Annotated in this window: 25 protein-coding genes and 4 tRNA genes; 6 read left to right on the top strand and 23 right to left on the bottom strand. The window is 69.9% G+C overall.

Annotated features, from left to right (window positions below; all coding sequences use genetic code 11):
• Window positions 1-41 precede the first annotated feature (41 nt).
• From BIU90_RS11625 to BIU90_RS11605, 5 genes are all read right to left on the bottom strand, one after another.
• Window positions 42-881: a carbohydrate ABC transporter permease gene (locus BIU90_RS11625; RefSeq protein WP_071300318.1), complete on the bottom strand. Its 840-nt coding sequence runs from the start codon at window positions 879-881 to the stop codon at window positions 42-44.
• The gene (locus BIU90_RS11620) at window positions 874-1,869 is read right to left on the bottom strand and encodes a carbohydrate ABC transporter permease (protein WP_071300317.1); all 996 of its coding nucleotides are present in this window, start codon (window positions 1,867-1,869) and stop codon (window positions 874-876) included. Before BIU90_RS11620 ends, BIU90_RS11625 begins: the two co-directional genes overlap by 8 nt.
• A 122-nt stretch (window positions 1,870-1,991) precedes the next feature.
• Window positions 1,992-3,299: a sugar ABC transporter substrate-binding protein gene (locus tag BIU90_RS11615; RefSeq protein ID WP_071300316.1), complete on the bottom strand. Its 1,308-nt coding sequence runs from the start codon at window positions 3,297-3,299 to the stop codon at window positions 1,992-1,994.
• 104 nt (window positions 3,300-3,403) lie between these two features.
• On the bottom strand, window positions 3,404-4,555 hold the full coding sequence (locus BIU90_RS11610) for a Gfo/Idh/MocA family protein (protein ID WP_071300315.1): 1,152 nt from the start codon (window positions 4,553-4,555) through the stop codon (window positions 3,404-3,406).
• Window positions 4,552-5,298: a sugar phosphate isomerase/epimerase gene (locus BIU90_RS11605; protein WP_071300314.1), complete on the bottom strand. Its 747-nt coding sequence runs from the start codon at window positions 5,296-5,298 to the stop codon at window positions 4,552-4,554. The genes BIU90_RS11610 and BIU90_RS11605 overlap by 4 nt, the downstream gene beginning before the upstream one ends.
• A gap of 141 nt (window positions 5,299-5,439) precedes the next feature.
• Between BIU90_RS11605 and BIU90_RS11600 the strand changes: the two genes are divergently transcribed.
• Both BIU90_RS11600 and BIU90_RS11595 read left to right on the top strand, forming a co-directional pair.
• Window positions 5,440-6,651: an ROK family protein gene (locus BIU90_RS11600; RefSeq protein ID WP_175470198.1), complete on the top strand. Its 1,212-nt coding sequence runs from the start codon at window positions 5,440-5,442 to the stop codon at window positions 6,649-6,651.
• A gap of 178 nt (window positions 6,652-6,829) precedes the next feature.
• The gene (locus tag BIU90_RS11595; protein ID WP_083403921.1) at window positions 6,830-7,405 is read left to right on the top strand and encodes a YqaJ viral recombinase family protein; all 576 of its coding nucleotides are present in this window, start codon (window positions 6,830-6,832) and stop codon (window positions 7,403-7,405) included.
• Here BIU90_RS11595 and BIU90_RS11590 read toward each other — a convergent pair.
• The 6 genes from BIU90_RS11590 to BIU90_RS11565 all read right to left on the bottom strand — a co-directional run bounded on the left by BIU90_RS11590 (window position 7,402) and on the right by BIU90_RS11565 (window position 11,128).
• Window positions 7,402-8,016 (bottom strand): Pr6Pr family membrane protein, encoded by a 615-nt coding sequence (locus BIU90_RS11590; RefSeq protein WP_071300312.1) that lies wholly within the window; start codon window positions 8,014-8,016, stop codon window positions 7,402-7,404. The two genes, BIU90_RS11595 and BIU90_RS11590, sit on opposite strands and share 4 nt — an antisense overlap.
• 76 nt (window positions 8,017-8,092) lie before the next feature.
• The gene (gene rplA, locus BIU90_RS11585) at window positions 8,093-8,782 is read right to left on the bottom strand and encodes a 50S ribosomal protein L1 (RefSeq protein WP_071300311.1); all 690 of its coding nucleotides are present in this window, start codon (window positions 8,780-8,782) and stop codon (window positions 8,093-8,095) included.
• An 89-nt stretch (window positions 8,783-8,871) separates the two neighbouring features.
• A complete protein-coding gene (gene rplK / locus BIU90_RS11580) occupies window positions 8,872-9,303 on the bottom strand; it encodes a 50S ribosomal protein L11 (RefSeq protein ID WP_056118868.1) in 432 nt (143 codons plus the stop codon).
• A gap of 139 nt (window positions 9,304-9,442) precedes the next feature.
• Window positions 9,443-10,552 carry a transcription termination/antitermination protein NusG gene (gene nusG / locus BIU90_RS11575; protein WP_071300408.1) on the bottom strand — a complete coding sequence of 370 codons (1,110 nt, stop codon included), beginning with the start codon at window positions 10,550-10,552 and terminating at the stop codon, window positions 9,443-9,445.
• Window positions 10,553-10,755: 203 nt separating this feature from the next.
• A complete protein-coding gene (gene secE / locus BIU90_RS11570; RefSeq protein ID WP_175470201.1) occupies window positions 10,756-11,019 on the bottom strand; it encodes a preprotein translocase subunit SecE in 264 nt (87 codons plus the stop codon).
• Between the two features lie 36 nt (window positions 11,020-11,055).
• Window positions 11,056-11,128, bottom strand: a tRNA-Trp gene (locus tag BIU90_RS11565).
• 138 nt (window positions 11,129-11,266) lie between these two features.
• Here BIU90_RS11565 and BIU90_RS11560 point away from each other — a divergent pair.
• On the top strand, window positions 11,267-12,499 hold the full coding sequence (locus BIU90_RS11560) for a pyridoxal phosphate-dependent aminotransferase (RefSeq protein WP_071300310.1): 1,233 nt from the start codon (window positions 11,267-11,269) through the stop codon (window positions 12,497-12,499).
• 21 nt (window positions 12,500-12,520) lie between these two features.
• Here BIU90_RS11560 and BIU90_RS11555 read toward each other — a convergent pair whose 3' ends face one another.
• From BIU90_RS11555 to BIU90_RS11545, 3 genes are read right to left on the bottom strand one after another with little or no spacing between them, the layout of a single operon-like run.
• Window positions 12,521-13,549, bottom strand: coding sequence for a UDP-N-acetylmuramate dehydrogenase (locus BIU90_RS11555; protein ID WP_071300309.1), 1,029 nt, complete (start codon window positions 13,547-13,549; stop codon window positions 12,521-12,523).
• Window positions 13,546-13,977 carry a MaoC/PaaZ C-terminal domain-containing protein gene (locus BIU90_RS11550; protein WP_071300308.1) on the bottom strand — a complete coding sequence of 144 codons (432 nt, stop codon included), beginning with the start codon at window positions 13,975-13,977 and terminating at the stop codon, window positions 13,546-13,548. The genes BIU90_RS11555 and BIU90_RS11550 overlap by 4 nt, the downstream gene beginning before the upstream one ends.
• The gene (locus BIU90_RS11545; RefSeq protein WP_071300406.1) at window positions 13,974-14,423 is read right to left on the bottom strand and encodes a MaoC family dehydratase N-terminal domain-containing protein; all 450 of its coding nucleotides are present in this window, start codon (window positions 14,421-14,423) and stop codon (window positions 13,974-13,976) included. Before BIU90_RS11545 ends, BIU90_RS11550 begins: the two co-directional genes overlap by 4 nt.
• 103 nt (window positions 14,424-14,526) lie before the next feature.
• Here BIU90_RS11545 and BIU90_RS11540 point away from each other — a divergent pair, with 103 nt between their 5' ends.
• Window positions 14,527-14,907 (top strand): hypothetical protein, encoded by a 381-nt coding sequence (locus BIU90_RS11540; protein ID WP_071300307.1) that lies wholly within the window; start codon window positions 14,527-14,529, stop codon window positions 14,905-14,907.
• 836 nt (window positions 14,908-15,743) lie between these two features.
• Here BIU90_RS11540 and BIU90_RS11535 read toward each other — a convergent pair.
• The 5 genes from BIU90_RS11535 to BIU90_RS11515 form a co-directional block, all read right to left on the bottom strand.
• Window positions 15,744-15,817, bottom strand: a tRNA-Met gene (locus BIU90_RS11535).
• Between the two features lie 32 nt (window positions 15,818-15,849).
• Window positions 15,850-15,921 (bottom strand) — tRNA-Thr (locus BIU90_RS11530).
• A gap of 90 nt (window positions 15,922-16,011) precedes the next feature.
• Entirely contained in the window at window positions 16,012-17,235 is a 1,224-nt protein-coding gene (locus tag BIU90_RS11525) for a M23 family metallopeptidase (protein ID WP_071300306.1), read from the bottom strand.
• A 147-nt stretch (window positions 17,236-17,382) separates the two neighbouring features.
• Window positions 17,383-18,204 carry an inositol monophosphatase family protein gene (locus BIU90_RS11520; RefSeq protein ID WP_071300305.1) on the bottom strand — a complete coding sequence of 274 codons (822 nt, stop codon included), beginning with the start codon at window positions 18,202-18,204 and terminating at the stop codon, window positions 17,383-17,385.
• Between the two features lie 226 nt (window positions 18,205-18,430).
• Window positions 18,431-18,512, bottom strand: a tRNA-Tyr gene (locus BIU90_RS11515).
• 124 nt (window positions 18,513-18,636) lie between these two features.
• Here BIU90_RS11515 and BIU90_RS11510 point away from each other — a divergent pair.
• Window positions 18,637-19,125: a YajQ family cyclic di-GMP-binding protein gene (locus tag BIU90_RS11510; protein WP_071300304.1), complete on the top strand. Its 489-nt coding sequence runs from the start codon at window positions 18,637-18,639 to the stop codon at window positions 19,123-19,125.
• 30 nt (window positions 19,126-19,155) lie between these two features.
• On the top strand, window positions 19,156-20,616 hold the full coding sequence (gene cls, locus BIU90_RS11505; RefSeq protein ID WP_071300303.1) for a cardiolipin synthase: 1,461 nt from the start codon (window positions 19,156-19,158) through the stop codon (window positions 20,614-20,616).
• Between the two features lie 63 nt (window positions 20,617-20,679).
• On the opposite strand, the gene BIU90_RS11500 is transcribed toward cls, so the two are convergent.
• From BIU90_RS11500 to BIU90_RS11485, 4 genes are read right to left on the bottom strand one after another with little or no spacing between them, the layout of a single operon-like run.
• The gene (locus BIU90_RS11500; RefSeq protein ID WP_071300302.1) at window positions 20,680-21,777 is read right to left on the bottom strand and encodes a DUF418 domain-containing protein; all 1,098 of its coding nucleotides are present in this window, start codon (window positions 21,775-21,777) and stop codon (window positions 20,680-20,682) included.
• 3 nt (window positions 21,778-21,780) lie between these two features.
• Window positions 21,781-23,154 (bottom strand): FAD-dependent oxidoreductase, encoded by a 1,374-nt coding sequence (locus BIU90_RS11495; protein ID WP_071300301.1) that lies wholly within the window; start codon window positions 23,152-23,154, stop codon window positions 21,781-21,783.
• 47 nt (window positions 23,155-23,201) lie between these two features.
• Window positions 23,202-24,278 carry a polyprenyl synthetase family protein gene (locus BIU90_RS11490; protein WP_071300405.1) on the bottom strand — a complete coding sequence of 359 codons (1,077 nt, stop codon included), beginning with the start codon at window positions 24,276-24,278 and terminating at the stop codon, window positions 23,202-23,204.
• A 49-nt stretch (window positions 24,279-24,327) separates the two neighbouring features.
• Complete coding sequence (locus tag BIU90_RS11485) at window positions 24,328-25,119, bottom strand: demethylmenaquinone methyltransferase (protein WP_071300300.1); 792 nt, start codon at window positions 25,117-25,119, stop codon at window positions 24,328-24,330.
• Window positions 25,120-25,238 lie beyond the last annotated feature (119 nt).

The following is a 25,238-nucleotide window of genomic DNA, read 5'->3' as shown; positions in this document are numbered from 1 at the left end:
GGGGATCTGTCGCTTCCGCGAGGGGGAAGGCGTGCTGGCGGCTACTTCACCGCGCCGGCGGTCAGGCCGGCGACGAACTGCCGCTGCACGACGAGGAACGCGATCACGACCGGGATCGACACGACGAGGCTCGCCGCCATGATCTGGTTCCAGTACACGTTCGTCTGGGTCGAGTACTGCTGCAGACCGACCGCGAGCGTCTGCCCGTTGCCGTTCGTCATCACCGAGGCGAACAGGACCTCGCCCCAGGCCGTCATGAACGAGTAGATGCCGACCGCCACCAGACCCGGACGGGCCGAGGGCAGGATGATCCGGAACAGCGCACCCATCGGGCCCGAGCCGTCCACCATCGCGGCCTCGTCCAGCTCACGCGGGATCGTCTCGAAGTAGCCCGCGAGCATCCAGATCGAGAACGGCAGCGTGAAGGTCAGGTACGTGATGATCAGACCGGTCCAGCTGCCGACCAGCTGGATGCCGAGCGAGTTCCCGAGGTTCGTGAAGATGAGGAACAGCGGCAGCAGGAACAGCACACCGGGGAACATCTGCGTCGAGAGCACCGTCGTGGTGAAGGCGCTCTTGCCCTTGAAGTTCCACCGCGACACCGCGTAGGCGGCGAACGTGGCGATGATGAGCGAGAACACCGTCGCGACCGTGCAGACCACGAGCGAGTTGATGAAGTACTGCCCCAGCGGCACCGTCGACCACATGTCGATGAACGGCTGGAAGGTGATGTTGGTCGGGATCCACGTGAAGTCGTTCTGCACGTCACCGAGCGGCTTGATCGCCGTGGTGATCATCACGTAGAGCGGCACGACCGTGAACACGGTCAGGAGTGCCAGGACGATGATCTTGAAGGACTTCGCGCCCACTGTTTCACGCACGGACGGACCTCCGGTTGGTCACGGCGAGGTAGATGCCGGTGACGACGAGCAGGAAGAGGAGCAGGAGCACGCTCATCGCGGCACCGGACCCGAAGTTCCAGGTGATGAACGAGGCGTTGTAGATGTGGAAGCTGAGCAGGTCGGCTGCCGGGGGCTGCGCCGTCGAGCCGAAGAGCACGTACGGCGTGTTGAAGTCGTTGAAGGTCCAGAGGAACATCACGAGCACGAGCGTCACGTTGACCGGGCGGACCATCGGCAGCGTGATCGAGCGCCACTGCCGGAAGGGCTTCGCGCCGTCGACCGAGGCGGCCTCGTACACGTCGGCCGGGACCGACTGCAGGCCGGCCATCAGCATGAGGAACGCGAAGGGCCAGGTCTTCCAGATCGCCACGACGACCACGGCCACGAAGGCGTTGTTGCCGATGAGCCAGAACGGCCCGCTGCCGCCCATCAGGTGCAGCTGGTCCACCAGGATGTGGTTGATCGCACCCGAGTCACGCTGGAACATGAACTTCCACGTGATGACGCCGGCGTACATCGGCAGCGCGTAGGGCACCAGGAACAGCGTGCGGAACAGGCCGCGGCCCTTGAAGGGCTTCTGCAGTGCGACGGCGGCCATCATGCCGAACGCCCACGACAGCCCCACGACCAGCACCGTGAAGGCGCAGGTGATGAGGAACGAGTTGAGCAAGCCCTTGCCGATGGCCTGGTTGAAGTCCACGGCCACCGAGTAGTTGCGGAGCCCGGCGAAGGGCGCTGCGCCCCAGTTGGCGATGAAGTACTTGGTGAGCTGGATGAAGCTGATCCAGATGCCGGTGAGCATCGGCACGATGTGGATCAGGAGCTCGAACAGGATCGCAGGGCCGACGAGCGCGTAGGGCAACCAGCGCAGGTGCTGCTTGCGCTTCGGCGGCGGACCCGAGACGTTCGGGGCCTTCGTGCGCGTCAGGTCGAGGGCCTCGGAATCGGGCAGGACCGTCGTGGACATGGGCAGTGCCTTTCGGCTTCAGGGAGTTCGGGTGCTGAGCCGGCCGTGGCAGCGGCGGCTGAGGGGGTGGAGACCCGGGGCGGTCCTTGCGGACGCGCCCCGGGCCTCCTGGCCGGTGTGGATCAGCCGTTCGCCTGGGACACCTGGTCCTGGGCCGTCTGGAGCGCCGACTTGATGTCGCTGTCCGAGACCGTGCCACCGGTGGCGATCTTGGCGAACATGTCGTTCATCGCCTTGCCCACCGTGGACTCGAACTGGTCCTCGGCCGGCACGAGCGGGAGCGGCTTCGCCTTGTTGTTGTAGATGTCGAGGAACGTCTTCGTCTGCTCGTCGGTGACCGAGTCCGCAGCCGAGGCGAGCACCGGCAGGGCCGAGTACGGCTTGTCGAGCGTCGTCTGCGTGTCCGAGCTCGTCATGTACTTGACGAACTTGAGCGCGCCGTCCTTGTTCTTCGTGTTCTTGAAGATCGACAGGTTGATGCCAGCCGGGAAGCTCGCGATGTCCTTGCCGCCCTGCGGGGCCGGGAAGGGGACCACGCCGAAGTCGTCGGCGGACATGCCGTTCGACGTGATCGTGGCGTTCGCGTTGTTCTGCGTCAGCATCATCGCGGCCTTCTTGTTCGCGAAGTCCGAGACCGCCTGCGTGCCGTTGTCGTACTGCGCGTTCGACGGGTTGACGACCTTGTCGCTCTGCATCAGGTCGAGGTAGCGCTTGATGCCGTCGACGTTCGCGGACGAGGTGAAGGTCGGCTTGCCGCTCTTGTCGAACCACTCGCCACCGTTCTGCGCCGAGTTGATGAACGCGAAGTGCGCGTTCTCGGTGTACGAACCGCCCGCGATGGTGAAGCCGTAGTTGCCGCCCGTGGTGAGCTTCTTGGCGTCCGCGGTCAGGTCCTCCCAGGTGGTGGGGGCTTCGATGCCGGCGTCCTTGAACATCTGCTTGTTGTAGTAGAGGCCGTAGGCGAGGCCGTAGAGCGGGACGCTCGTGACGGTCTTGCCGGGGGCACCACCGGTGGAGAGCGCGACCTTGCCGAACTTGTCGGCACCGCCGATCGCCTTCATCTCCGAGTCACCGAACTCCTGGAAGGCGCCGGTGGCCTGGAGCGAGGTCGCCCACGTGTTGCCGATGTTGACCACGTCCGGGCCCTGGCCCGAGGTGACCGCGGTCTGGATCTTGGTCTGGAGGTCGTTCCAGCCGATGACCTGGAGGTTGACCTTGATCCCGGTCTCCTTGGTGAACTTCTCGAGGACGGGGGTCAGCACCTCCTTGTCGTTCTGCAGGGACGTGCCCTGGTTCGACGCCCAGTAGGTGAGCGTCTTGGTGTCGCCGGAGGATCCGGATCCGGATCCGCCGGCGGAGCAGGCTGCGAGGCCGGTCACGGTGAGTGCCGCGGCCGCGGTGATGGCCAGTGCGCGGATGGCAGTGCGCATGACTCTCTACTTTCTCGTCGTTGAGATGGTGCAGGGATGGAGCGTTCGGGTGCTGCTGTGTGGTGCTGCGGTGCCGGACCGGGTCCGGTCCCGCGGGGTGCGGGTCAGACCAGGGTCTGCTCCGCGGGGTCCCAGCCCTCGGTGAGGGTCGGGGAGGGCGACACGGTGCTCGCGACGAGCACCGCCTCGCCACGTTCGGCTGCCTCGGCGATGGAGACCATCACGTCGAGGACGTGGAAGGCGAGCGCACCGGGGACCCGGTTCGTCTCGCCCGCGCGCAGGGAGCGGGCCAGGTCGACCACGCCGGTGCCGCGCGAGTACGTGGACCCCTCCGCGGGGATCGTTTCGGGCCCGTCGGCACCGTGCGCGTAGAGCTCGGTGTCGCCGTCGAAGTTGTTCGGGTCGGGGAACACCACGGTCCCGGTCTCGCCGGCGATCTCGACGAAGCCGGTCCGGCCGCGGTCGGACTCGAACGAGAAGACGCTCTGCGCGCTCCCCCCGTTCTCGAACTCGATGAGCGCGGAGTGGTTCGTGGGGACCTCGACCGGGAACTCGGTGCCCGCCTTGGGGCCGGAGCCGATCGTGCGCGTGGCGCGGGACTTCGACGCCGTGGCCGTGACCTTCGCGACCGGGCCGAACGCCTGCACCAGCGTGGTGATGTAGTACGGGCCGATGTCGAACAGCGGGCCGGCGCCGACCGCGAACAGGAACTCGGGGCTCGGGTGCCAGGACTCGGGGCCGGGGCTCTGGAACAGCGTCAGGCCGTTGAGCGGCGTGCCGATCCGTCCGTCGCGGATGGTGCGGAGGGCGGTCTGCAGCCCGGCGCCGAGGAACGTGTCCGGCGCGACGGAGACCGTCAGGCCCGCGGCTGCCGCGGCGTCGCGCAGCTGGGTGGCGCTCGACCGGTCCAGCGCGTAGGGCTTCTCCCCCCACACGTGCTTGCCGGCGGCGATGACCTGCAGCGCGACCTCGACGTGGGCAGCCGGGATGGTCAGGTTGACGACGATCTCGATGTCGTCGTCGGCGAGCAGCTGCTCGACCGAGCCCGATCCGGGGACGCCCCACTTCTCGGCCTGGGCGGCGGCGCGGGGCTCGTCGATGTCGGCGATGAAGCGGACCTGCACGTCGGGGAAGACGGTGAGGTTGGAGAGGTACTGGTCCGAGATGACCCCGGCGCCGATGACGCCGACCCCGACGGGGCCCGTCCGACGCGTGGTGTCCGTGGACGGGGTCGCGGTGGTGTCGGTGGTGCTCATGCGCGGACCCCCTGCAGGAAGGCGTAGGAGTCGGCGACGGCCTGGAAGACGTCACCGTCGTGGTCGTCGAGCTCGATGACGTGCTGCGCGTCCGGTGCGGCGTCGACGATCGCACGGATCGGCATGATGCCGTTGCCGACCGCGACCTGCTGCTTGTCGTCGTGCGAGCCGTCGCCGTCCTTGACGTGCAGGAAGCGGACCTTGTCGCCGTAGCGACCGATGACGGCGACCGGGTCGTCCCCGCCGACCGTGACCCAGTACGTGTCGAGCTCGAGCACGACGTCGTCCGACAGGGCGTCGGCGAAGACCTGGTAGGCGCTGACGCCCTCGATGCGGTTCGAGAACTCGAACGCGTGGTTGTGGTACCCGAGCGTCAGACCGTGGTCGGCGGCGCGGGGGGCGAGGGCGCTGAGCTCGCGGGCGATGGCCTCGACGTCCTCGCGGGTGGTCCAGCGGGCCTCGTCGATGTGCGGGTCGATCAGGGTGCCGGTGCCGACCGTCGCGGTCGCACCGAAGATGCGGTCGAGCTCCTGCGCGTCGGCGTCCAGCAGGCGGGCGTGCCCACTCGGGGCGACCAGCCCGGCGGCCTGCAGTGCCGTGGCGTACTCGTCGGCGCGGTCGACGTAGCCGAAGAGCTCGACGTCGGTGAAGCCGATGTCGGCGATGCGCTGCAGGGTGCCGGGAAGGTCGGAACCGAGGGCATCGCGGACCGTGTAGAGCTGGACCGAAAGCGGTTGGGTCACCAGGTTCTCCTCATCGAGTGGTGCGGTCGTCGTCGACCAGGCGTCACATTACGAGCACTTCTGTCGGCGGTCAAGCAGAAGTCCGCGAAACTTCGACGCACTTCGTTGCGTGCCTCGTTCGATGTGTGTTTCACTCCCTCCATGGTCGACTTGACTCGGACGGCAGCGTCGCCTCCGGTCGGGGCGAGCGAGCTCTTCCAGATCCTCCGCGACGGTGTGCCGCGGACCCGGGCCGAGCTCGCCGCGCTGACGGGTGCCGCACGCTCCACCATCGGCGTGCGTCTGGACGCCCTCATCGACGTCGGCCTCGTCGGTGCCGTGGAGACCGCCGCCTCCACGGGTGGCCGTCCGCCCGCACAGGTCGCCCTCCGGCCGACCTCACGCCTGGTGATCGCGGCCGACCTCGGCGCCTCCCACGGCCGCGTGGCCGTCACCGACCTGGTGGCGGCACCGCTCGCCACCCGCGAGGCGCAGATCGACATCGCCGCCGGCCCCGTGCCGACGCTGACGTGGTTGGTGCAGGCCGTCGACGAGCTGCTCGACGAGGTCGGTCGCACCCGTGACGACGTCGTCGCGATCGGCATCGGGGTCCCCGGGCCGGTCGAGTTCTCCACCGGACGCCCCGCGAACCCGCCGATCATGCCCGGTTGGGACGGCTTCGACGTGCCCTCGTGGCTCCGGCAGCACATCCCGGCGCACGTGCTGCTCGACAACGACGTCAACATCGCGGCGCTCGGCGAACGCGAGCACGGGTGGGCGGGCGTCGACCACCTGCTCTTCGTGAAGGTCGCGACCGGGATCGGCTCCGGCATCGTCTCCGAGGGACGGCTGCAGCGCGGCGCCCAGGGCACCGCTGGTGACATCGGCCACGTCCGGGTCTCCCGCGCCGGCGACGTGCCCTGCCACTGCGGCAACACCGGCTGCCTCGAGGCCGTGGCGTCGGGACCGGCCATCGCCCGGGCCCTCCGCGCGAAGGGCCACGACGTGCACACGAGCGCCGACGTCATCGCCCTGGTGAACCGCTCGGACCTGGACGCCATCTACGCCGTCCGGCAGGCCGGCCGCGACATCGGCGAGGTCCTCGCCACCTGCATCTCGCTCATCAACCCGTCCGTCATCGTCCTGGGCGGTTCCGTCACCCAGGCCGGCGAGCACCTGATCGCCGGTGTCCGCGAGGTCGTCTACGCGCGCTCCATGCCGCTCGCGACCGAACACCTGGTCATCGCGCCCTCGCGAGCCGGGGGTGTGGCGGCCCTCCAGGGTGCCGCGTCCCTCGCGATCGACTACGCGCTCTCCCCAGCCGGCGTCGACGAGCTCGTCGCCTACGCCGAGGGCCGCCAGCTGGTGTCCTGACCGCGCGCCGGATTCGCGTTGCGTCACCGGTCGGGGTGAGAATCGTCGGGTGACGATCGTGCAGCCCACCCTGTGGGACGACCTGGAGGCCCGGCCCGGGTCCGCAGCGTCGGTCACGTCGTCCGTCGCCTCGTCCACGGCCCGTCCCGCCGCTGGCGCGCACGACGCGTTCACCGCCCTGCGCGGGCACACCGAGCGCATCGTCGCCCACTCCTCCGACCGCGTCGCGTGGCTCCGCGCGCGTGCCGCGGGCATCACCGCGACCGACGTCGCGCGGCTGGCGTCCCTGCGCGGGGTCGAGGCCGTCGTGCTCGACAAGCGGTACGGCTCACGGTTCTCCGGCAACGTCTACACCGAGCACGGCAAGGACCGCGAACCCGTCATCGCCGCCTGGGTCGCTGCCACGCACGGCATCCTGCCCTCGGCGCACCTGTTCCACGCCGCCACGAACCGCGCCCACCTGGCCACCCCGGACGGCGTCGGACACGATCGCGACGGGCGGCTGCTGCTCGCTGAGATCAAGACGACCTCGAACGGGTGGAAGCGCATCCCCCGGCACTACCTGCGGCAGGTCTGGTGGCAGCAGTACGTGCTCGGGGCCGAGCGCACGCTGTTCGTCTGGGAAGAGCACGACGCCTTCGTGCCGATCGCCGACGAGCCCGAGTGCACGTGGATCGACCGCGACGACGACCAGATCCGCGGCCTCGTGGCCCTGGCCGACACCGTGCTCGACCGCCTGCGTCAGTCCCGCTAGACCTTCACGAGGCGCAGTCGACTCATGCCGACCACCAGGATGCCCATCAGCGCGATGAACACCGCGACGCCCAGGCAGTACAGCGCGACGATGCCGTAGCCCTGCGCGGGGTCCAGGAACGGGTAGGGCACCCAGCCGTCGGTCGCACCACGGATCAGGATGACCACGAGCCACACCGCGGGGTAGATCAGGAACCACCACACGTGGCGGAGCACCAGCCGAGCCCGGTCGGAGAACAGCAGCCAGTCGAGCACCGCGTACACCGGGATGATCTTGTGCAGGACGTCGTTCGACCACTGCACGGTGAACGAGTTGTCCAGCGTCGCGTTGACCAGCAGCGTGTTGTAGACGATGCCGGTCGTGGCGATGTAGACCGTCGCCGCGCCGCGGAGCACCGAGAGACCGAGCTGCCCGCGCTTCCGCCGCGCCGCCATCACCAGCGTCAGGGAGAACGCCACCGCGACGAAGATGTTCGACTGGATCGTGAAGTACCCGAAGAAGTTGAAGAAGTTGTAGACCGGGCTCTCGACGCTGCGCAGGAACTGCGCCACCACGGCGGCGACGATCGCGATCACGGCGATGAGCCGCAGGGCGTTGACGAGGGTGCGCACACCGCCAACCTATCGGCCCGCACGCACGAAGGCCCCGCACCGTTGCCGGTGCGGGGCCTTCGATGAGTCAGAGGACTCAGATGCTGTTGACGTCCAGCGGGATGCCGGGTCCGAAGGTCGTCGAGACGGCGCCCTTCATGACGTAGCGGCCCTTCGAGGCGCTCGGCTTGAGGCGGTTGATCTCCTCGAGCGCGGTCGAGATGTTCTCGTTGAGCTGCTCCGGCGTGAACGAGGCCTTGCCGACGACGAAGTGCACGTTGGCGTGCTTGTCGACGCGGAACTCGATCTTGCCGCCCTTGATGTCGTTGACGGCCTGCGCCACGTTCGGGGTCACGGTGCCGGTCTTCGGGTTCGGCATGAGGCCACGCGGGCCGAGCACCTTGCCCAGACGACCGACCTTGCCCATGAGCTCGGGGGTCGAGACGGCGGAGTCGAAGGCGGTGTAGCCCTCGGCGACCTTCGCGATGAGCTCGTCGCCACCGACCTCGTCGGCGCCGGCGGCGATCGCTGCCTCAGCCGCTGCACCCGTCGCGAAGACGATGACGCGGGAGGTCTTGCCGGTGCCGTGCGGCAGGATGACGGTGCCACGGACCATCTGGTCCGCCTTGCGGGGGTCGACGCCGAGCTTGAGCGCGACCTCGACCGTGGAGTCGGTCTTCGCAGAGCCGGTCTCCTTGGCCAGGGCGACGGCCTCGGTCGGGGTGTAGAACTTGTCGGCCTCGATCTTCGCGGCCGCGGCCTGGTAGGCCTTGGACTTCTTCGCCATGGTGGTCTCCTTGCGAGATACGTGGTTGACGAGCCGGCGAGGCTCTCCCACGGAAGGGTGTCGGTGTGTGGACCTGAGTGGGGTGAGGCCTAGGCCTCGACCGTGATGCCCATCGAACGAGCAGTGCCGGCGATGATCTTCGCGGCCTGGTCGATGTCGTTGGCGTTCAGGTCGGCCTGCTTGGTCTCGGCGATCTGACGGACCTGGTCCATCGAGATCTTCGCGACCTTGACCGTGTGCGGGGTCGCGGACCCCTTCTGCACACCCGCAGCCTTCTTGATGAGCTCAGCAGCCGGCGGGGTCTTGAGGACGAACGTGAACGAACGGTCCTCGTAGACGGTGATCTCCACCGGGACGACGTTGCCGCGCTGCGACTCGGTCGCGGCGTTGTACGCCTTGCAGAACTCCATGATGTTCACGCCGTGCTGACCGAGCGCCGGACCGATCGGGGGGGCCGGGTTGGCGGCTCCCGCGTTGATCTGCAGCTTGATCAGGCCCGTGACCTTCTTCTTCGGTGCCATGTTGTCTTTCCTCCTGGGATCGAACGCACGGGATGCCGTGCACTCTCCCGCTGAGCCGGCGGATCCGACTCGCGGTGACGAGCCTGCGACACGAGGTCACAGGCCCAAACTCGATGAGTGTACTGGATGTGTCTGAGCGCTAGAGCTTGGTGACCTGGTCGAAGCTCAGCTCGACCGGGGTCTCACGCTCGAACAGCGAGACCAGCACCGTGAGCTTGCCGCTCTCGGGCTTGATCTCCGAGATCGACCCGGGCAGACCCGCGAACGAGCCTTCCTTGATGGTGATCGTCTCGCCGACCTCGAAGTCGACCTCGGCGGTGGGCTGCGCCTGGGCCTGCCCGCCGGACTTGCCGCCCTTCGAGGGGGCCGTCTCGGCGACCTGCACCAGGGACTTCAGCATCCCGAACGCCTCGTCGAAGCGGAGCGGGGTCGGGTTGTGCGCGTTGCCGACGAAGCCGGTGACACCCGGGGTGTGGCGGACGACGGACCACGAGTCCTCGTTGAGGTCGAGGCGGACGAGCACGTAGCCGGGGATCCGGACGCGGGTGACCAGCTTGCGCTGCCCGTTCTTGATCTCGACGACGTCCTCCATCGGGACCTCGACCTGGTAGATGTAGTCCTCCATCGACATCGAGACCATGCGGTTCTCGATGTTCGACTTCACGCGGCGCTCGAAGCCCGCGTAGGAGTGGATGACGTACCACTTGCCCGGCTTCATGCGCAGCTCGGCCTTGAACGCCTCGTACGGGTCGACCTCGGCCGGCTCGTCGTCGTCCTCGGTCGCGATGGTGACCTCGGTGTCGGCGTCGAGGGCGACCTCGGACTCCGGGGCGATCGCACCGAGCGTGTCGCCGGCTTCCTCGGCCGCGATGGTGGCGTTCGCCTGCTCGGGCGACTCTTCCTCGAGCTCCGACTCTTCCTCGTCCTCGACGGCCTCGACGGCGGCTTCGGCCTCGTCGGCGGTGTCGATCTCGAGCGCGTCGTCGACGACGGCGTCGGCCTCTTCGTCGCGGGACTCGGCCAGAGCGGTCAGCGTCTCGTCGATCCCGTCGACGTCACCGTCGTCCGGGTCGGAGCTCAGACCGAGCGACTCGTCGTTCTCGTCCTCGACCTCGATCGCGCGCTCTTCGGCGGACTCGGCCGAACGGAGCTCGCCCGTCTCGACGTCGCCTTCCTGGTTCTCTTCCACCTCGGAGGACTGCTCTGCAGCGGTCGCGAGGTCGATGTCGTCGCGGGAGTTGTCAGACACTGTCGGTTCTTTCCGTTCGGTGGTGCGGATCGGGTCGGCGTTCGCCCTGGTCACTGCTCGCCGTCACTGTGGTCGGCATGCACTGTGGTCGGCATGCACTGTTTCAGCCTGCACTGTCTCGGCTTGCACTGGTCTCCCTGCGCAGGCGGTCACGCGCGGTTCCGGAACTGGACGACCCCGGCCGACGACGGCGGTCGACCCGGTCAGGCCGTCGGGCCGTTGCCGAAGACGTAGCCGACGCCGAGGCCGAACACGAAGTCCAGGATCGACACGAGGACCATCATCACGACGACGAAGACCAGGACCACGCCGGTGTAGCTGAAGAGCTCCTTGCGGGTCGGCGTGACGACCTTGCGCAGTTCGCCGATGACCTGGCGGATGAAGAGCGCGATGGCAGCGAAGGGGCCCCGGCGCGTGGCCCGGTCCTGCTTCGCCTTGGCGACGACGTCGTCCGCCGTCGTCTCCATGTCTTTGCTCGCCAACTTCGTCACCTTCCAGATGTGCAGGGCGGACAGGACTCGAACCTGCAACCTGCGGTTTTGGAGACCGCTGCTCTACCAATTGAGCCACCGCCCTTCAGAAGACGATCCGTCTTCCGGGTGGGACACGTCCGTCATCAACGGGTCGCGACCACCGCAGACGAGTGTACGGGAGTGCGTCACACGGTGTCCACTTGAGGGGTCCTCCGGCGTGCCGCGCCGATAGGCTGAGCGGGTGAGCACCGCAGCCGAAGGCCCCGAGTCCACCACCGCCCAGCGACCCCGGATCGCGTCGCGCATCGCCGCGATCGCCGAGTCCGCGACGCTCAAGGTCGATGCCGCGGCGAAGGCGCTCAAGGCCGCCGGGCGGCCGGTCATCTCCTTCGCGGCCGGCGAACCCGACTTCGCCACCCCCGCACACGTGGTCGACGCCGCCGTCGCCGCAGCGCAGGACCCGGCGAACCACCGGTACACGCCCGCGACGGGCCTGCCCGACCTCAAGAAGGCCGTCGCCGAGAAGACCGCCCGCGAGTCCGGCATCACCGTCGACCCCTCGCAGGTCATCATCACGAACGGCGGCAAGCAGGCGGTCTACCAGGCGTTCCAGACGATCGTCGACGCCGGTGACGAAGTCCTGCTCCCCGCGCCGTACTGGACCACCTACCCCGAGGCGATCCGGTTGGCCGGCGGCGAACCGGTCGAGGTCTTCGCCGGCAGCGACCAGGGTTACCTGGTCACGGTCGAGCAGCTCGAGGCAGCGCGCACGCCGAAGACCAAGGCGCTGCTGTTCTGCTCCCCCTCGAACCCGACCGGCGCCGTGTACTCCGCCGAGCAGACCCGCGCCATCGGCGAGTGGGCGCTCGAGCACGGCATCTGGGTGATCAGCGACGAGATCTACCAGGACCTGGTCTACGACGGGCTCCGGTTCACGGGCATCCTCGACGTGGTCCCGGCCCTCGCCGACACCACGATCCTGGTGAACGGCGTCGCCAAGACCTACGCGATGACCGGTTGGCGGGTCGGGTGGTTCATCGGCCCGGCCGACGCCGTCAAGGCCGCGTCGAACCTGCAGTCGCACCTGTCCTCGAACGTGTCCAACGTCTCGCAGCGCGCGGCGATCGCGGCACTGACGGGGCCGCAGGAACCCGTGACCGCCATGCGCGAGGCCTTCGACCGCCGACGTCGAGCGATCGTCGAGGGGCTCAACGCGATCCCGGGCGTCGTGACCCCGACCCCGCAGGGCGCCTTCTACGTCTACCCCGACGTCACGGCGCTGCTCGGGCGCGAGTGGGCCGGCTCGACCCCGACGACCACGCTGGAGCTGGCGGACCTGATCCTCGAGCACGCCGAGGTCGCGGTCGTCCCTGGGGAGGCCTTCGGCCCCTCCGGCTACCTCCGTCTGTCCTACGCACTGGGCGACGAGGACATCGCCGAGGGCGTCGCCCGCCTGGCCCGCTTCTTCAGCTGACGCCGGGAGGCGCGTGGTGCGTCAGGCGAGCAGGTCGCCGACCACGACGGGTTCCGGCACGAGCGTCACGCCGAAGCGGTTGAGGACGCTCACCTGGACGTAGCGCGCCAGCTCCGCGACCTGCGCCGCGCTCGCGCCGCCGCGGTTCGTCAGCGCGAGCGTGTGCTTCGTGGAGATGCCCGCACGGGACCCGGCCAGGGCGTACCCGCGGTGCACCCCTGCGTGCTCGATGAGCCAGGCGGCGCTGAGCTTGACGTCGTCGCCGGCGGGCCAGCGCGGGGCGTCGGCGGGCATCGACTCGGCGAACCCGGCCGACACGATCGGGTTCGTGAAGAAGGACCCGGCGCTCCACGTGTCCCGGTCCTCGGCGTCGAGCACCATGCCCTTCGACGCGCGGAGCCCGAGCACGGTCGAGCGCACCACGGCGGGATCGACCCGCTCGCCGAGCGCGACCCCGAGTGACCCGGCCAGCTGCGCGTACCGCACGGGGACGCCGCCCTCGACGTCGGTGCCGAGCGCGAACTCCACGGTCAGGACGACACCGCGGCGCCCGTGCTTCAGCGTGGACGTGCGGTAGCCGAGCTCCAGCTCGGCCGCGTCGAGCCACGCGCGCTCCCCCGTGGCCGCATCGAGGAACTCGACCCGGGTGAGCACGTCGGAGAGCTCGACCCCGTACGCCCCGATGTTCTGCACGGGGGACGCACCGACGGTGCCCGGGATGCCGCTGAGGGCCTCCAGGCCGGTCCAGCCGTGCTCCACGGTCGACGCGACGAACGCGTCCCACGGTTCACCGGCCGCGACGCGGACGGTGACGCCGTCGGCGGTGGCCTCGTGTTCGACGCCGCGGGTGCGGACCAGCACGACGGTGCCGTCGAAGCCGGCGTCCGCGACCAGCAGGTTGCTGCCGCCGCCGACGACGAGCCAGTCGTCGTCGGACCAGGCGTCACGGGTGTGGGCGACCAGCTCGTCGGTGGTGTCGGCGACGAGGAGTCGGCCAGCCGGGCCACCGACACCGAGGGTCGTGAGCGCTGCGAGGTCGGGCACGGTCAGCGGAACGCCACCGTGACCTGCGCCTTGCCGAGCACGGTCTGCCCGGCGGCGGTCACGGTGAGGTCGATGCGCTGCGGGCGGCCCTGGTCGTCGACGGTGCCGACCTTGGCCACGACGGTGACGGTCGCGCCCTGCTCGGGGTCGACGACGACCGGCCGCGTGAAGCGGACGCCGTACGACGCGACCCAGCCGCGGTCGCCGAGCCAGTCCGAGACCGGCTGGACGGCGAGGCCCATCGTGAGCATGCCGTGCGCCAGGACGCCGGGCAGCCCGACCGAGGCGGCGACGTCGTCGCGGTAGTGGATCGGGTTGAAGTCACCAGAAGCACCGGCGTAGCGGACCAGCGCGTCGCGGGTCAGGTGGACCTCGCGCTCGGCGACGACCGTCCCGACGGCAGTCTCGGCGGTCTCGGTGGCCTGGGTGCTCATGCGTCGTCTCCTCGGACCACGAGGGTGGAGGTCGCGGTGACGACGTGCTCCCCCGAAGCGTCGCTCATGGTGCTCTCGGCGGTGACCATGGCGTTGCCGCCGAGGGTCTTCACGCTCGTGACCGTCAGGGTCGCGGTGAGCTCGTCACCGGCCACGATCGGACGGTCGTACGTGAACTTCTGCTCGCCGTGCACGACGCGGGAGAAGTCGATGCCGGCGTCGGGCTCGGCCAGCAGCTGGGCGAGCGTCGCTTCCTGCACGACGACCGCGAAGGTTGCCGGTGCGACGACGTCCGCGTACCCGGCGGCCCGTGCGGCCTCGGGCTCGTGGTGGACGGGGTTCGTGGCGAAGGTCGCGCGCGCGAACTCGCGCACCTTCTCGCGACCGACGAGGTACGGCGGGGCCGGCGGGAACGTCCTGCCGACGAGCTCGGGGTTCACAGACACGACGGTCATCCTACGACGCTCAGCTTTCATGAGTTTGCATCGGCTATGATCACCGGGATGGCGCCGGGGGGCGTCGGGACCGTCTTCGTTCCGGGAGGGTGCGATGGAGACCACGATCGAGTACGCAGTGCACACGGGCGACCGGCGCACGGCCATGGAGCTCGCGGGAGCGGCGCTGCGATCGGACGGGCACCGCGTCGATGCCCTGCCCGGCTCGATCGTCGCCGAGGCCGGCAGTCGACTGCTCACGGTGCTGCTCGGCGCCTTGGTGCACCCGGGTCGGGAGTACCGCCGCTACGAGCTCGTCGTGTCGACCGCGGGCGGGCGTTCGACGCTGACGCTGCGGCACGCGGACCACGGGCCGGCGGTGGCGGGCGGGACGATCGGCGCTGCTCGGCGGCAGGAGCACTGGCGCCGCGTGACGGGGTCGGTCGAGCGGTCCCTCCGCTCCGCCGGGCTGCTCGTGGGGCGCGTCGAGCGCTAGGCGCGGGGCGCGCGCGGCGCAGCGGCGCGGACTGCGTCCGCACAACGCAACGCACACCGCGCCGCGCACTTCCGCGGCGCGGCATGCCTCCGGTTGTGCGGACGGGCGGCGACTGCCTGGAGGACCGGCGCCGGCCCGGCGGGCGTGCGCCGCGCCTCCAGACGGATCGCACCCCTGCGCGAACGTCGCACCCCGCCACAACGGGGTGCGACGTTCGCCACGGGGTGCGACGCGCAGCGGCGCGGACTGCGTCCGCACACCGCAACGCACACCGCGCCACGCCCTTGCGTGGCGCGGGGTGCTTCCGGTTGTGCGGACGGGCGGCGACTGCCTGGAGGCCCGGCGGGCGTGCGCCGCGCCTCCAGACGGATCGCACCCCTGTGCGAACGTCGCACTCCGCCACAACGGGGTGCGACGTTCGCCACGGGGTGCGACGCGCAGCGGCGCGGACTGCGTCCGCACACCGCAACGCACACCGCGCCACGTGATTGCGCGGCGCAGTGTGCCTCCGGTTGTGCGAACGGACGGCGACCGCCTGGAGGCCCGGCGCCGGCCCGGCGGGAGCGCGCCACGCCTCCAGACGGATCGCACCCCTGCGCGAACGTCACACCCCGCCACAACGGGGTGCGACGTTCGCACCGGGGTGCGACGCGCAGCGGCGCGGACTGCGTCCGCACAACGCAACGCACCCCGCGCCACGTGATTGCGCGGCGCGGCGTGCCTCCGGTTGTGCGAACGGACGGCGACCGACCGGCGGGCCCGCGCCCCGCGCCCCGCGCCCCGCGCCCCGCGCCCCCGGGAACGACGAAAGCCCGGCGCGGACGCCGGGCTTGCGGTAGCGAGGGCGGGACTTGAACCCGCGGCCCCACGATTATGAGTCGTGTGCTCTAACCAGCTGAGCTACCCCGCCACAGATCCGGCGATGAGTTCTCGCCGGGTCAGAGCCCCGAGTCAGGATTGAACTGACGACCCCTTCCTTACCATGGAAGTGCTCTACCACTGAGCTATCGGGGCGAGTACCGCGAGCGGCACCACACGAGGATAGCAGAACCCCGACAGTGGTCTGGAACCGACCACGACGCCCGGGCGTGCCGTCCTCGCGAGCTAGTTCGCGTTGGCCTCGAGCCACGCCATCGGGTCCACCGGGACCCCGTCGACGTGCACCTCGAGGTGCAGGTGCGGGCCGGTCGAGTTGCCCGTCGAACCGACCAGACCAAGCTCGTCGCCGACCGCGACCTGCTGGCCCTTCACGACCTTGAACGAGTTGTCCATCATGTGGCCGTAGACGCTCGTGAACTGCTTGCCGTCGACGTCGTGCTCGACCCAGACGTCGTTGCCGAAGCCGCCGTCGTTCGGCTGGACCTTGATGACGGTCCCGGCGGCGATGACCCGGATCGGGGTGCCGGCACCGGGAGCGAAGTCGATGCCCTGGTGGTTCGTCGAGCAGAACGAGCAGCCCTCGACCTGCCGACCGCCGAACCCGGAGGTGATCGGCACGCCGGTCAGGAACGGCCACTGGATCGTGCCCGCGGGGTCGTTCGTGAAGCTCGAGGAGTCGACGTTCTTGTACTGCGTCGCGTCGGAGACCGTGTAGGCGTCGCGGTTGATCTCGGCCTCGGTCGCGTCGCCGACGGCGAGCGACTGGGTGTCGCCAGCTGCGACGGTGCGCTGGGTCGTCGAGCCCGAAGCGGGCGTGTACAGCGCCTGCGCCGGTAGCGAGGTCGAGACCACGAGCCCGGCGGCGAACAGCAGCGCGCCGACGGCGGTCACACGCGAGGCGGTCCGACGGAAGGCACTCCCCCGCGGCGGCGCGGTCGCGGCAGCGGGACGGGCGGTGGCTCCGAGGTGCCGGGTCGCGCGGTCGGCACGCCGTTCGGCGACCGGAGCCGCCGGGCGTCCCGCCGGGGTGCGGCGACCTGACGGCGCTCGGTGCGGTGCCGTGGCGGTCGGACGGGAGGCCGTGGCTGCGGCCCGGCGGACCGAGGCCGGTGCGACGACGGGTGACGTCGGCGCCGGGGGCGTCTCGGGCTGCATGGTCGACGACGGCAGGACCGGGGACGCGGGTGCAGGGGGCGTCACCGGCAGCGCGGGCTCGGCCGCGGCGGACACCGCGGCGTCGAGGTCGGACGCCGGAGCGACGGGAGTCGCAGAACGGACCGCAGCCATCGGCGCTGCCGGTGCGGCCACCGACTGGTCGCGGCGCACGGACTGCTTGGCGGTGGCGCGTTCCGCTTCGATCCGGGCCCGACGGGTCAGATGGACGGCGGGGGCCGGTGCATCGGGGACCGCGTGGTCAGTGGCGTCGGGCGAGAGCGGAGTTCGTGGCATACGTGCGGTGCAGATCCTGATCGAGGCAGATGCGCTCGTTGGTAACGAGCAGATAACGGGACTCGGCGACGATACCAGGGGCCTGAACGGATCGCCAGTCTCGGTCGCCGTCACTCCACTCGCCGTCGTCCGGTCGCCGGAGCACCGTCAGTCGTGGAGGACCTCGGCTTCGGCGGCACGCACCAGGGCCTCGAGCGGTGCAGCGATCGCCGGTGCCGCGAACAGGAACGAGCGGGTCCCGCCTGCCTCCCACGTCCGGACGACGGCACCCGCCGACGCAGCCACCACCGCGCCGGCTGCCATGTCCCACGGGTTGATCCCCCGCTCGTAGTAGGCGTCGACGATCCCGGCTCCGACCGCACAGCAGTCGAGGGCGGCCGAGCCGCCGCGGCGGATGTCCCGGACCTCACCGAGCAGCCCGGCGAGGACCGCGACCTGCTCACGGCGACGCTCGGCGGTGTAGCCGAACCCGGTCGCGACGAGGGTCTCGGCGAGCGAGGCCGGCTCCGACACACGGATGGGCCGCCCGTTCACCGTCGAGGGCCCTCCGGCGACGGCTCGGTACACGTCCCCGGTCGCCGGCGCCACGACGACCCCTGCGAGTGGCTCCCAGTCGGCAGGATCGGGCCGTCCGCGGACGACGCCGATGCTGACGGCGTACTGCGGGCTGCCGTACAGGTAGTTGACGGTGCCGTCGATGGGGTCGACGACCCACGTGATGCCGCTGCTGCCGGTGCTGGCGCCGGTCTCCTCGCCGAAGAAGGCGTCGTCCGGGCGTGCTGCGGCGAGGCGGGCACGGATGAGGTCCTCGACCTCGTGGTCGGCCGCGGTGACGACGTCCACGATGCTCGACTTGCGTTCGGCGACCTCGACGCCCTCGGCTCGACGACGTGCGGCGAGTGCCGCTGCCTCGGTGGCGATGGCCTCGGCGAGGTCGGCGAGTTCGGTGGGGTCGGATTCGGCGCGCATGCCCCGATCCTCCCAGGATCGCTGCTGAGGCGTGGACCGCCGGACTGGAGGCACGCTGCCAGCCCGCCCCGAGCCTCCAGTCCGGCAGAACAGGGCCCCGTCGAGAAAGGAGCCAACAAGAAAGGACCCCGTCGATGACGGGGCCAACAAGAAAGGACCCCGTCGATGACGGGGCCCTGTCTCTTCGTCTTGTCTCGCAGAGCGTTCTTCAGCTCCAACAAGCACGTGGCAAGTGAGGGATTCGAACCCCCGAAGGCTACGCCGGCTGATTTACAGTCAGATCCCTTTGGCCGCTTGGGTAACTTGCCATGTGCGCACCCAGCCCGTGTAGTCACCAACCGGAGGCGCCAGAACAGCATAGCGGATGGTCGACGGTGGTCGTGACCATCCGCGACGCGACCGAGATCAGCCGTGATCGGTAGGCTGTCCGGCATGGCAGACAGCTCCTTCGACGTGGTCAGCAAGGTCGACAAGATGGAGGCGGACAACGCCCTCAACCAGGCCGCCAAGGAGATCGAGCAGCGCTACGACTTCAAGGGTGTCGGCGCCTCGATCGCGTTCAGCGGCGAGGACGTCCTCATCAAGGCGAACTCGGCCGAGCGCGCCAAGGCGGTGCTCGACGTGTTCGAGTCGAAGGCGATCAAGCGCGGCATCAGCCTCAAGAGCATCGACGCCGGCGAGCCCTACGCCTCGGGCAAGGAGTTCCGCATCGAGGCGAAGTTCAAGAACGGCATCGAGCAGGACGTCGCGAAGAAGATCGGCGCGTTCCTCCGGGCCCAGGCCCCGAAGACGGTGAAGAGCCAGATCCAGGGCGACGAGCTCCGGGTCTCCTCGAAGAGCCGCGACGACCTGCAGAACACGATCCAGCTGCTCAAGGGCGAAGAGTTCGACGTGCCGTTGCAGTTCATCAACTTCCGCTGACGCGCCGACCCCGCACCGAGTCGACACCCCGTGGAGCACTGGCTCACCGTCACCCTCATCGTCCTGCTCGTCCTGCTCGACCTGGCGATCCGTGCGTTCTCACTGATCTACGTCCCGATCAACCGGAAGCCCCAGACGGCGACGGGGTGGTTGCTCGCGATCTTCCTCATCCCCTACATCGGGTTCATCGTGTTCCTGGTCATCGGGTCGACGAAGCTGCCGAGGGCCCGGCGTGAGAAGCAGACCGAGATCAACGCGTACATCCTCGAGCAGACCGAGGGCATCGAGCGGGTGCGTCGTGACCATCCGTGGCCGCCGTGGTTCGAGAGCATCACGAACCTGAACCGGGAGCTCGGCGCGATGCCGCTCGTCGGTGGCAACTCCGCCGAGCTGTACCCGGACTACGACGACTCGTTCGCCGAGATGGCGAAGGCGGTCGACCAGTCTCGCCGGTTCGTGCACGTCGAGTTCTACATCGCGTCGCTCGACGACACCACGCGTCCGTTCTTCGAGTCCCTGGCGCGGGCTCAGGCACGTGGCGTGACGATCCGGTTCCTGATGGACCACTGGGCCAGCCGCGGGTACCCGGGGTTCAAGGACACGCTGGCGTTCCTGGACCGCGCGAACATCGAGTGGCACCTGATGCTGCCGCTCCAACCGCTGCAGGGGAAGTTCCAGCGCCCGGACCTGCGCAACCACCGCAAGATCATGGTGATCGACGGCTCGGTCGCGTTCACCGGGTCGCAGAACCTGATCGACCGGTCGTACGACACGAAGGCCCACATCGAGAAGGGCCTGGCCTACAAGGACCTGTTCGCCCGGTTCGAGGGGCCGGTCGTCGCGGGCATCAACGCGCTGTTCGTCACGGACTGGTACAGCGAGACCGACGAACTGCTGCTGCGCGAGAGCGACCCGGTGCAGCGTGCCGACCGCGGCGATGCCCTCGACTGCCAGGTGGTGCCCTCGGGCCCGGGCTTCGACGGTGAGAACAACCTGCGCCTGTTCAACGCGCTGCTGTACTCGGCGCAGAAGAAGGTGTCGATCACGTCGCCGTACTTCGTGCCGGACGACTCGATGCTCTACGCGATCACGACGACGGCGCAGCGCGGGGTCGAGGTCGAGCTGTTCGTCGGCGAGATCGGCGACCACGCCATGACGTGGCACGCGCAGCGCTCGTACTACGAGGGCCTGCTCCGCGCCGGCGTGAAGATCTGGCTGTACAAGGCGCCGACGATCCTGCACGCGAAGCACTTCACGATCGACGACGACGTCGCGGTCATCGGGTCGAGCAACATGGACATGCGCTCGTTCTCGCTGAACCTCGAGATCTCGGTCATGGTGCGCGGCGAGCGGTTCGTCAACGCGCTGCGTGGGGTGCAGAGCTCGTACCGGCAGGAGAGCACCGAGCTCGACCTGGAGACGTGGCTGACCCGTCCGCGACGCTCGCAGGTGCTCGACAACGTCGCGCGGCTGACGGCGGCGCTGCAGTAGCGAACCCGGGAGGCCCGGGTCACGCCCGGCACGCGGGTCGCGGATCCGCACGGCGCGCGGGCGTCAGCGGACGACGGACCGAACGATGCGGGCGACGAGCCGTTCGGCGGGGCCTCGGCCGAGGAACCGCTGCCACAGCATCGCGAACACGACGGCGCCGACCACGAACCCCCACCAGGTCGACGCCTGCTGCGGCAGCGCCGGGAACGCGGCGATCACGACGAGGTGCAGCGCGTAGACGGTGAGCGGCATCGAGCCCACCGCGGACAACGGCGTGACGATCCGCGCGACGACCGGACCCCGGCCGTCGACCAGGAGCGTGCAGAGGGCGATCACGGCCACGGCGACCCCGGCCGACCCGACGACGTCGACGATCGAGCTCGAGTGGTCCCGCGGCGACAGGAAGACCTGCGCCACGCTCTGCCCGAGCGTCGACCCGTCCGGCACGAAGGGGACGCCGGGGAAGGCGTACGCCGCGTCGACCGGGACCGGCGCCGTGAGGACGCCGACGACGTACGCGGTGGCCGCGACCAGCGCGCCGACCGCGAGGAGCGCGATCTGCGTGCCCCGCTCCTCCAAGCCGGACCGGGCGACCGCGAGCCCGACCAGCACGAACGCCAGGAAGGTGACCACGGGGTAGACCAGCCCGAGCTGGACGCCGAACGTGTCGGCGTCCGCGTAGAGCGGGACGATCGCGACGGCGACCGGCGCGGACACCAGCGCGCACACCCCGGCCGCGACGAGCAGCGTGCGACGACGCCAGCGCAGTGCCGGCAGCACGAGCAGGAACAGTGCGCCGTACGTGGGCAGGATCACGTAGACCGGGGTGCCCAGGCTCATCAGGACGAACCCGATCAGCACGATGAGCACGGCGCGGACCGCCAGCCGTCTGCGGATCCGGCCGATCGCCGGCGGGCCGGGCGGGTGCTGGCGACCGCTGACCAGCCCGACGGACACACCGGCGAGCACCGCGAAGAGCGTCGAGGACCGACCGTTCACCAGGGCGGACCAGCTCGAGACGTCGCCCCAGTCGAGGTCGTCGGCGACCCCGCCGACGTGCGCGGCGACCATGCCGAACAGCGCGACGGCGCGAGCGACGTCGACGCCCGACAGCCGGGCGCCCCGCACCTCGGTGTCGAGGGCGGGGCGCAGGGCGGTCACGGGTCAGACCCGATCGGCGGTCTCGCGGCCGAGGGAGGCGTCGATCATCGCGTCGCGCGGGACGACCTTCACGCGGGCGCGGCCGTGCGGCTCGCCGAGGGCGATCTCGTGCGCGTCGAGCCGGTGCCACCCGTCGAGGTCGGTGTACTCGACACCGCGCTCACGCAGCAGGGCCGGGATCGCACCTTCGGACGGGTCCGCCGGCGTCCACCAGCTGGCCTGGTCGCGGACGATGTGCTGGACCGTCTCCATCGCGTCGGACTTGGTGTGGCCGATGAGCCCGACCGGACCGCGCTTGATCCACCCGGTGGCGTACAGGCCGGGGATCTGCTGGTTGTCGTCGTCGAGCACCTGGCCCTCGTGGTTCGGGATCACGCCGTGGCGCTCGTCGAACGGCACGCCGGGGACCGGGGAACCGAAGTACCCGACCGCGCGGTAGACGGCCTGGATCGGGATCTCGCGGATCTCCCCCGTGCCCTCGACGCCGCCCTGGCCGTTCGGGCGGGTGCGCTCGTACCGGATCGCGGCGACACGGCCCTGGTCGTCGCCGACGAACTCGAGCGGCTTCGCGTAGAAGTGCAGGTGCAGGCGGCGGCTGGCCTGGCCGACCTCGCGCGTGCGCCACTGCTCGAGCACCCGATTGATGACCATGACCTGCTTGTTGGTCTGGATCGCGGTCAGGGACGCTTCGTCGTGGTCGAAGTCCTCGTCGTACACGACCATGTCGACGTCGGGGACCTCGCCGAGCTCACGGAGTTCGAGCGGCGTGAACTTCACCTGCGCCGGGCCGCGGCGACCGAAGACGTGCACGTCGGTGACCGGCGAGCGCTTGAGCCCCTGGTAGACGTTGTCGGGCACCTCGGTGGGCAGCAGGTCGTCCGCGTGCTTGGCGAGGATGCGGGAGACGTCGAGCGCGACGTTGCCGTTGCCGATGACCGCGACGCTCTCGGCCTCGAGTGGCCAGGTACGCGGGACGTCCGGGTGCCCGTCGAACCAGCTGACGAACTCCGCGGCGCCGTACGATCCCTCGAGCTCGACGCCGGGGACGTCGAGGTCGGCGTCCTTGATCGCGCCCGTGGAGAAGACCACCGCGTTGTAGTGCTGCTTGAGGTCGTCGAGGGTGATGTCCTTGCCGAACTCGACGTTGCCGAAGATCCGGATGTCACCGCGGTCGAGCACGTCGCGCAGGGCGTTGATGATGCCCTTGATGCGGGGGTGATCCGGGGCGACGCCGTAGCGGACCAGGCCGTACGGCGCGGGCAGCTGCTCGAAGAGGTCGATCGACACGTCGTAGGCGTGTGCTTCCCGCAGCAGGATGTCCGCGGCGTAGATGCCGGCGGGTCCGGCTCCGACGATGGCGAGGCGGAGGGTGGGCACTGATCGACTCCAGGTGTGTTGGTGGTGGTGCGTCGTGCGCAGCGGGCTCAGCGGCTGCGGTCGACGACGGACTCGGCGAACCGCGTGAGGGCGCGTTTCACGACGCCGTCCGGCAGCGGTGCGAGAGCGACGACGGCTTCGTCCGCCCACTGTGCGGCGACCGCCCGGGTGGCGGCGGTGGCCTCGTGGTCGCGCAGCGCGGCGACGGCGGACAGGTAGGCGTCGGTGGTGACCGCCTCGTCCGGGGCGTCGGTCACGTCGCGCTCGATCCGTTCGAGCAGGGCAGCGGCGCCGGGCTCGGTCGCCGCGCGGCGCTTCAGCTGGAGCAGCGGCAGCGTGTCGACGCCGGCGCGCAGGTCGTTGCCGGCGATCTTGCCGGTCTTGTCCTCGGCGGGCGCCAGGTCGATCACGTCGTCGACGAGCTGGAACGCGACGCCGACCTTCTCGCCGAAGGTCCCGACGGCGTCGAGGTAGGCGCGGTCGGCACCGGAGAACAACACACCGGCGCGCGCGGCCGTGGCGATGAGCGAGCCGGTCTTGTCGCTGAGCACCTGGATGTAGTGCTCGACCGGGTCGTCGTCCGGCTGCGGGCCCGTCGTCTCGTGCAGCTGCCCCATGCACAGGCGCTGGAACGTCTCAGCCTGCATCCGGATGCCCTCGGGCCCCAGGTCGGCGGTGATCAGGCTGGCGCGGGCGAACAACAGGTCGCCGGTCAGGATCGCGACGTTGTTGCCGTAGGTCACGTGCGCGGCGGGGACCCCGCGGCGGAACGGCGCCTCGTCCATGACGTCGTCGTGGTACAGCGACGCCAGGTGCGTGGTCTCGACGCTGACGGCGGCCTTCACGATCTGGTCGGTGACGCCGTTGCCGAGCTGGGCGATGAGCAGCGTCAGCGTGGGCCGGACGCGCTTGCCGCCCGCGGAGAGCAGGTAGCGGCTGGTGGTGTCGGCCAGGGTGTCGGCGGAGCGCATCGCGTCCTCGAGCCCCTGTTCGACGAGCTCGAGCCCGTCGTCCACAGCGTTGATGAACCGCCGTTCGGTCGGGCTGGCGAACAGGCGCTCGCCGATGCCGAGCGACGCTCGGAGACTCGGTGCGCGGCGTGCGACCGGGACGCTCGGGTTCAAGTGCTGCTCCGTCTTCGGGGGGAGGACCGTGTGCGGGTGGTGGGGCCGGTCAGCGGTCGGTCGGCTCGACACGCGGCTGTTCACCGGTGCCCTGGTGGTCACGCCGTGCCTTGGCCCGACGTGCGACGGACTCGCGGACGGTCCCGGCGACGGGCTTGCGACCGCGGTGCAGGGCGACGATGCCGGCCGTCAGGTTCCGGTGGGCGACCATCGTGAAGCCGACACCGCGGAGCCACTGGCTGAGGACCTGCTGCTCGGGCCAGGCCTCGATCGACTCGGCCAGGTAGCGGTACGCGGCCGGGTTGCTGCTCGACACCCGGGCGATGCCGGGCAGGACGCGCTTGAGGTACGCGCCGTAGCCGAGCCGGAGCGCGGCGAGCGGCGGCGTGGAGAACTCGCAGATGACGACGCGGCCGCCGGGCTTCAGGACGCGGAGCATCTCACCCAGGGCCTGGTGCGGGTCGTTGACGTTGCGCAGCCCGAACGAGATCGTGACGGCGTCGAAGGTGTCGTCCTCGAACGGCAGGTGTTCGGCGTCGCCCTCGACGAAGGTGATCTCCGGGTGGCGCTCACGACCGACGGCGATCATGCCCGCGGACAGGTCGAGCGCGGTGACCTCAGCGCCCTTCTTCGCGAGCACCGCAGCGCTCGTGCCGGTGCCCGCAGCGATGTCGAGGACCTTCTCGCCCGGCTGGGGGTCGACGGCGCGCACGGTGGCGACCCGCCACAGCGGGGCGTTGCCGGCGGAGAGGATGTCGTTGGTCAGGTCGTACTTCTCCGCGACGTCGTCGAACATGGCCGCCACTTCGTCCGGCCGCTTGTGCATGTCCGCTCTGCTCACCCGACCAATCCTAGAGGTCCGTGCCGTGCGTTGCCGGAACGCCGGACGCTCCGCGGACGCGGACTAAGACGTAGACGCAGACGCGGACGCGGACGCAGGCGCCGCCGGCGTCCGTGCCG

This window comes from Curtobacterium sp. MCBA15_001, from assembly GCF_001864835.1.
GTDB lineage: Bacteria > Actinomycetota > Actinomycetes > Actinomycetales > Microbacteriaceae > Curtobacterium.
The sequence above is the reverse complement of the archived record's forward strand: the minus strand, read 5'-3'. Positions and strand labels throughout refer to the sequence as shown.

Bases quoted from the DNA above. Each gene is read 5' to 3' on its own strand.
- BIU90_RS11620 (WP_071300317.1), bottom strand. From the start codon at position 1,869: ATGTCCACGACGGTCCTGCCCGATTCCGAGGCCCTCGACCTGACGCGC.
- BIU90_RS11615 (WP_071300316.1), bottom strand. From the start codon at position 3,299: ATGCGCACTGCCATCCGCGCACTGGCCATCACCGCGGCCGCGGCACTC.
- BIU90_RS11610 (WP_071300315.1), bottom strand. From the start codon at position 4,555: ATGAGCACCACCGACACCACCGCGACCCCGTCCACGGACACCACGCGT.
- BIU90_RS11600 (WP_175470198.1), top strand. From the start codon at position 5,440: ATGGTCGACTTGACTCGGACGGCAGCGTCGCCTCCGGTCGGGGCGAGC.
- rplA (WP_071300311.1), bottom strand. From the start codon at position 8,782: ATGGCGAAGAAGTCCAAGGCCTACCAGGCCGCGGCCGCGAAGATCGAG.
- rplK (WP_056118868.1), bottom strand. From the start codon at position 9,303: ATGGCACCGAAGAAGAAGGTCACGGGCCTGATCAAGCTGCAGATCAAC.
- secE (WP_175470201.1), bottom strand. From the start codon at position 11,019: ATGGAGACGACGGCGGACGACGTCGTCGCCAAGGCGAAGCAGGACCGG.
- BIU90_RS11550 (WP_071300308.1), bottom strand. From the start codon at position 13,977: ATGAGCACCCAGGCCACCGAGACCGCCGAGACTGCCGTCGGGACGGTC.
- BIU90_RS11540 (WP_071300307.1), top strand. From the start codon at position 14,527: ATGGAGACCACGATCGAGTACGCAGTGCACACGGGCGACCGGCGCACG.
- BIU90_RS11525 (WP_071300306.1), bottom strand. From the start codon at position 17,235: ATGCCACGAACTCCGCTCTCGCCCGACGCCACTGACCACGCGGTCCCC.
- BIU90_RS11520 (WP_071300305.1), bottom strand. From the start codon at position 18,204: ATGCGCGCCGAATCCGACCCCACCGAACTCGCCGACCTCGCCGAGGCC.
- BIU90_RS11510 (WP_071300304.1), top strand. From the start codon at position 18,637: ATGGCAGACAGCTCCTTCGACGTGGTCAGCAAGGTCGACAAGATGGAG.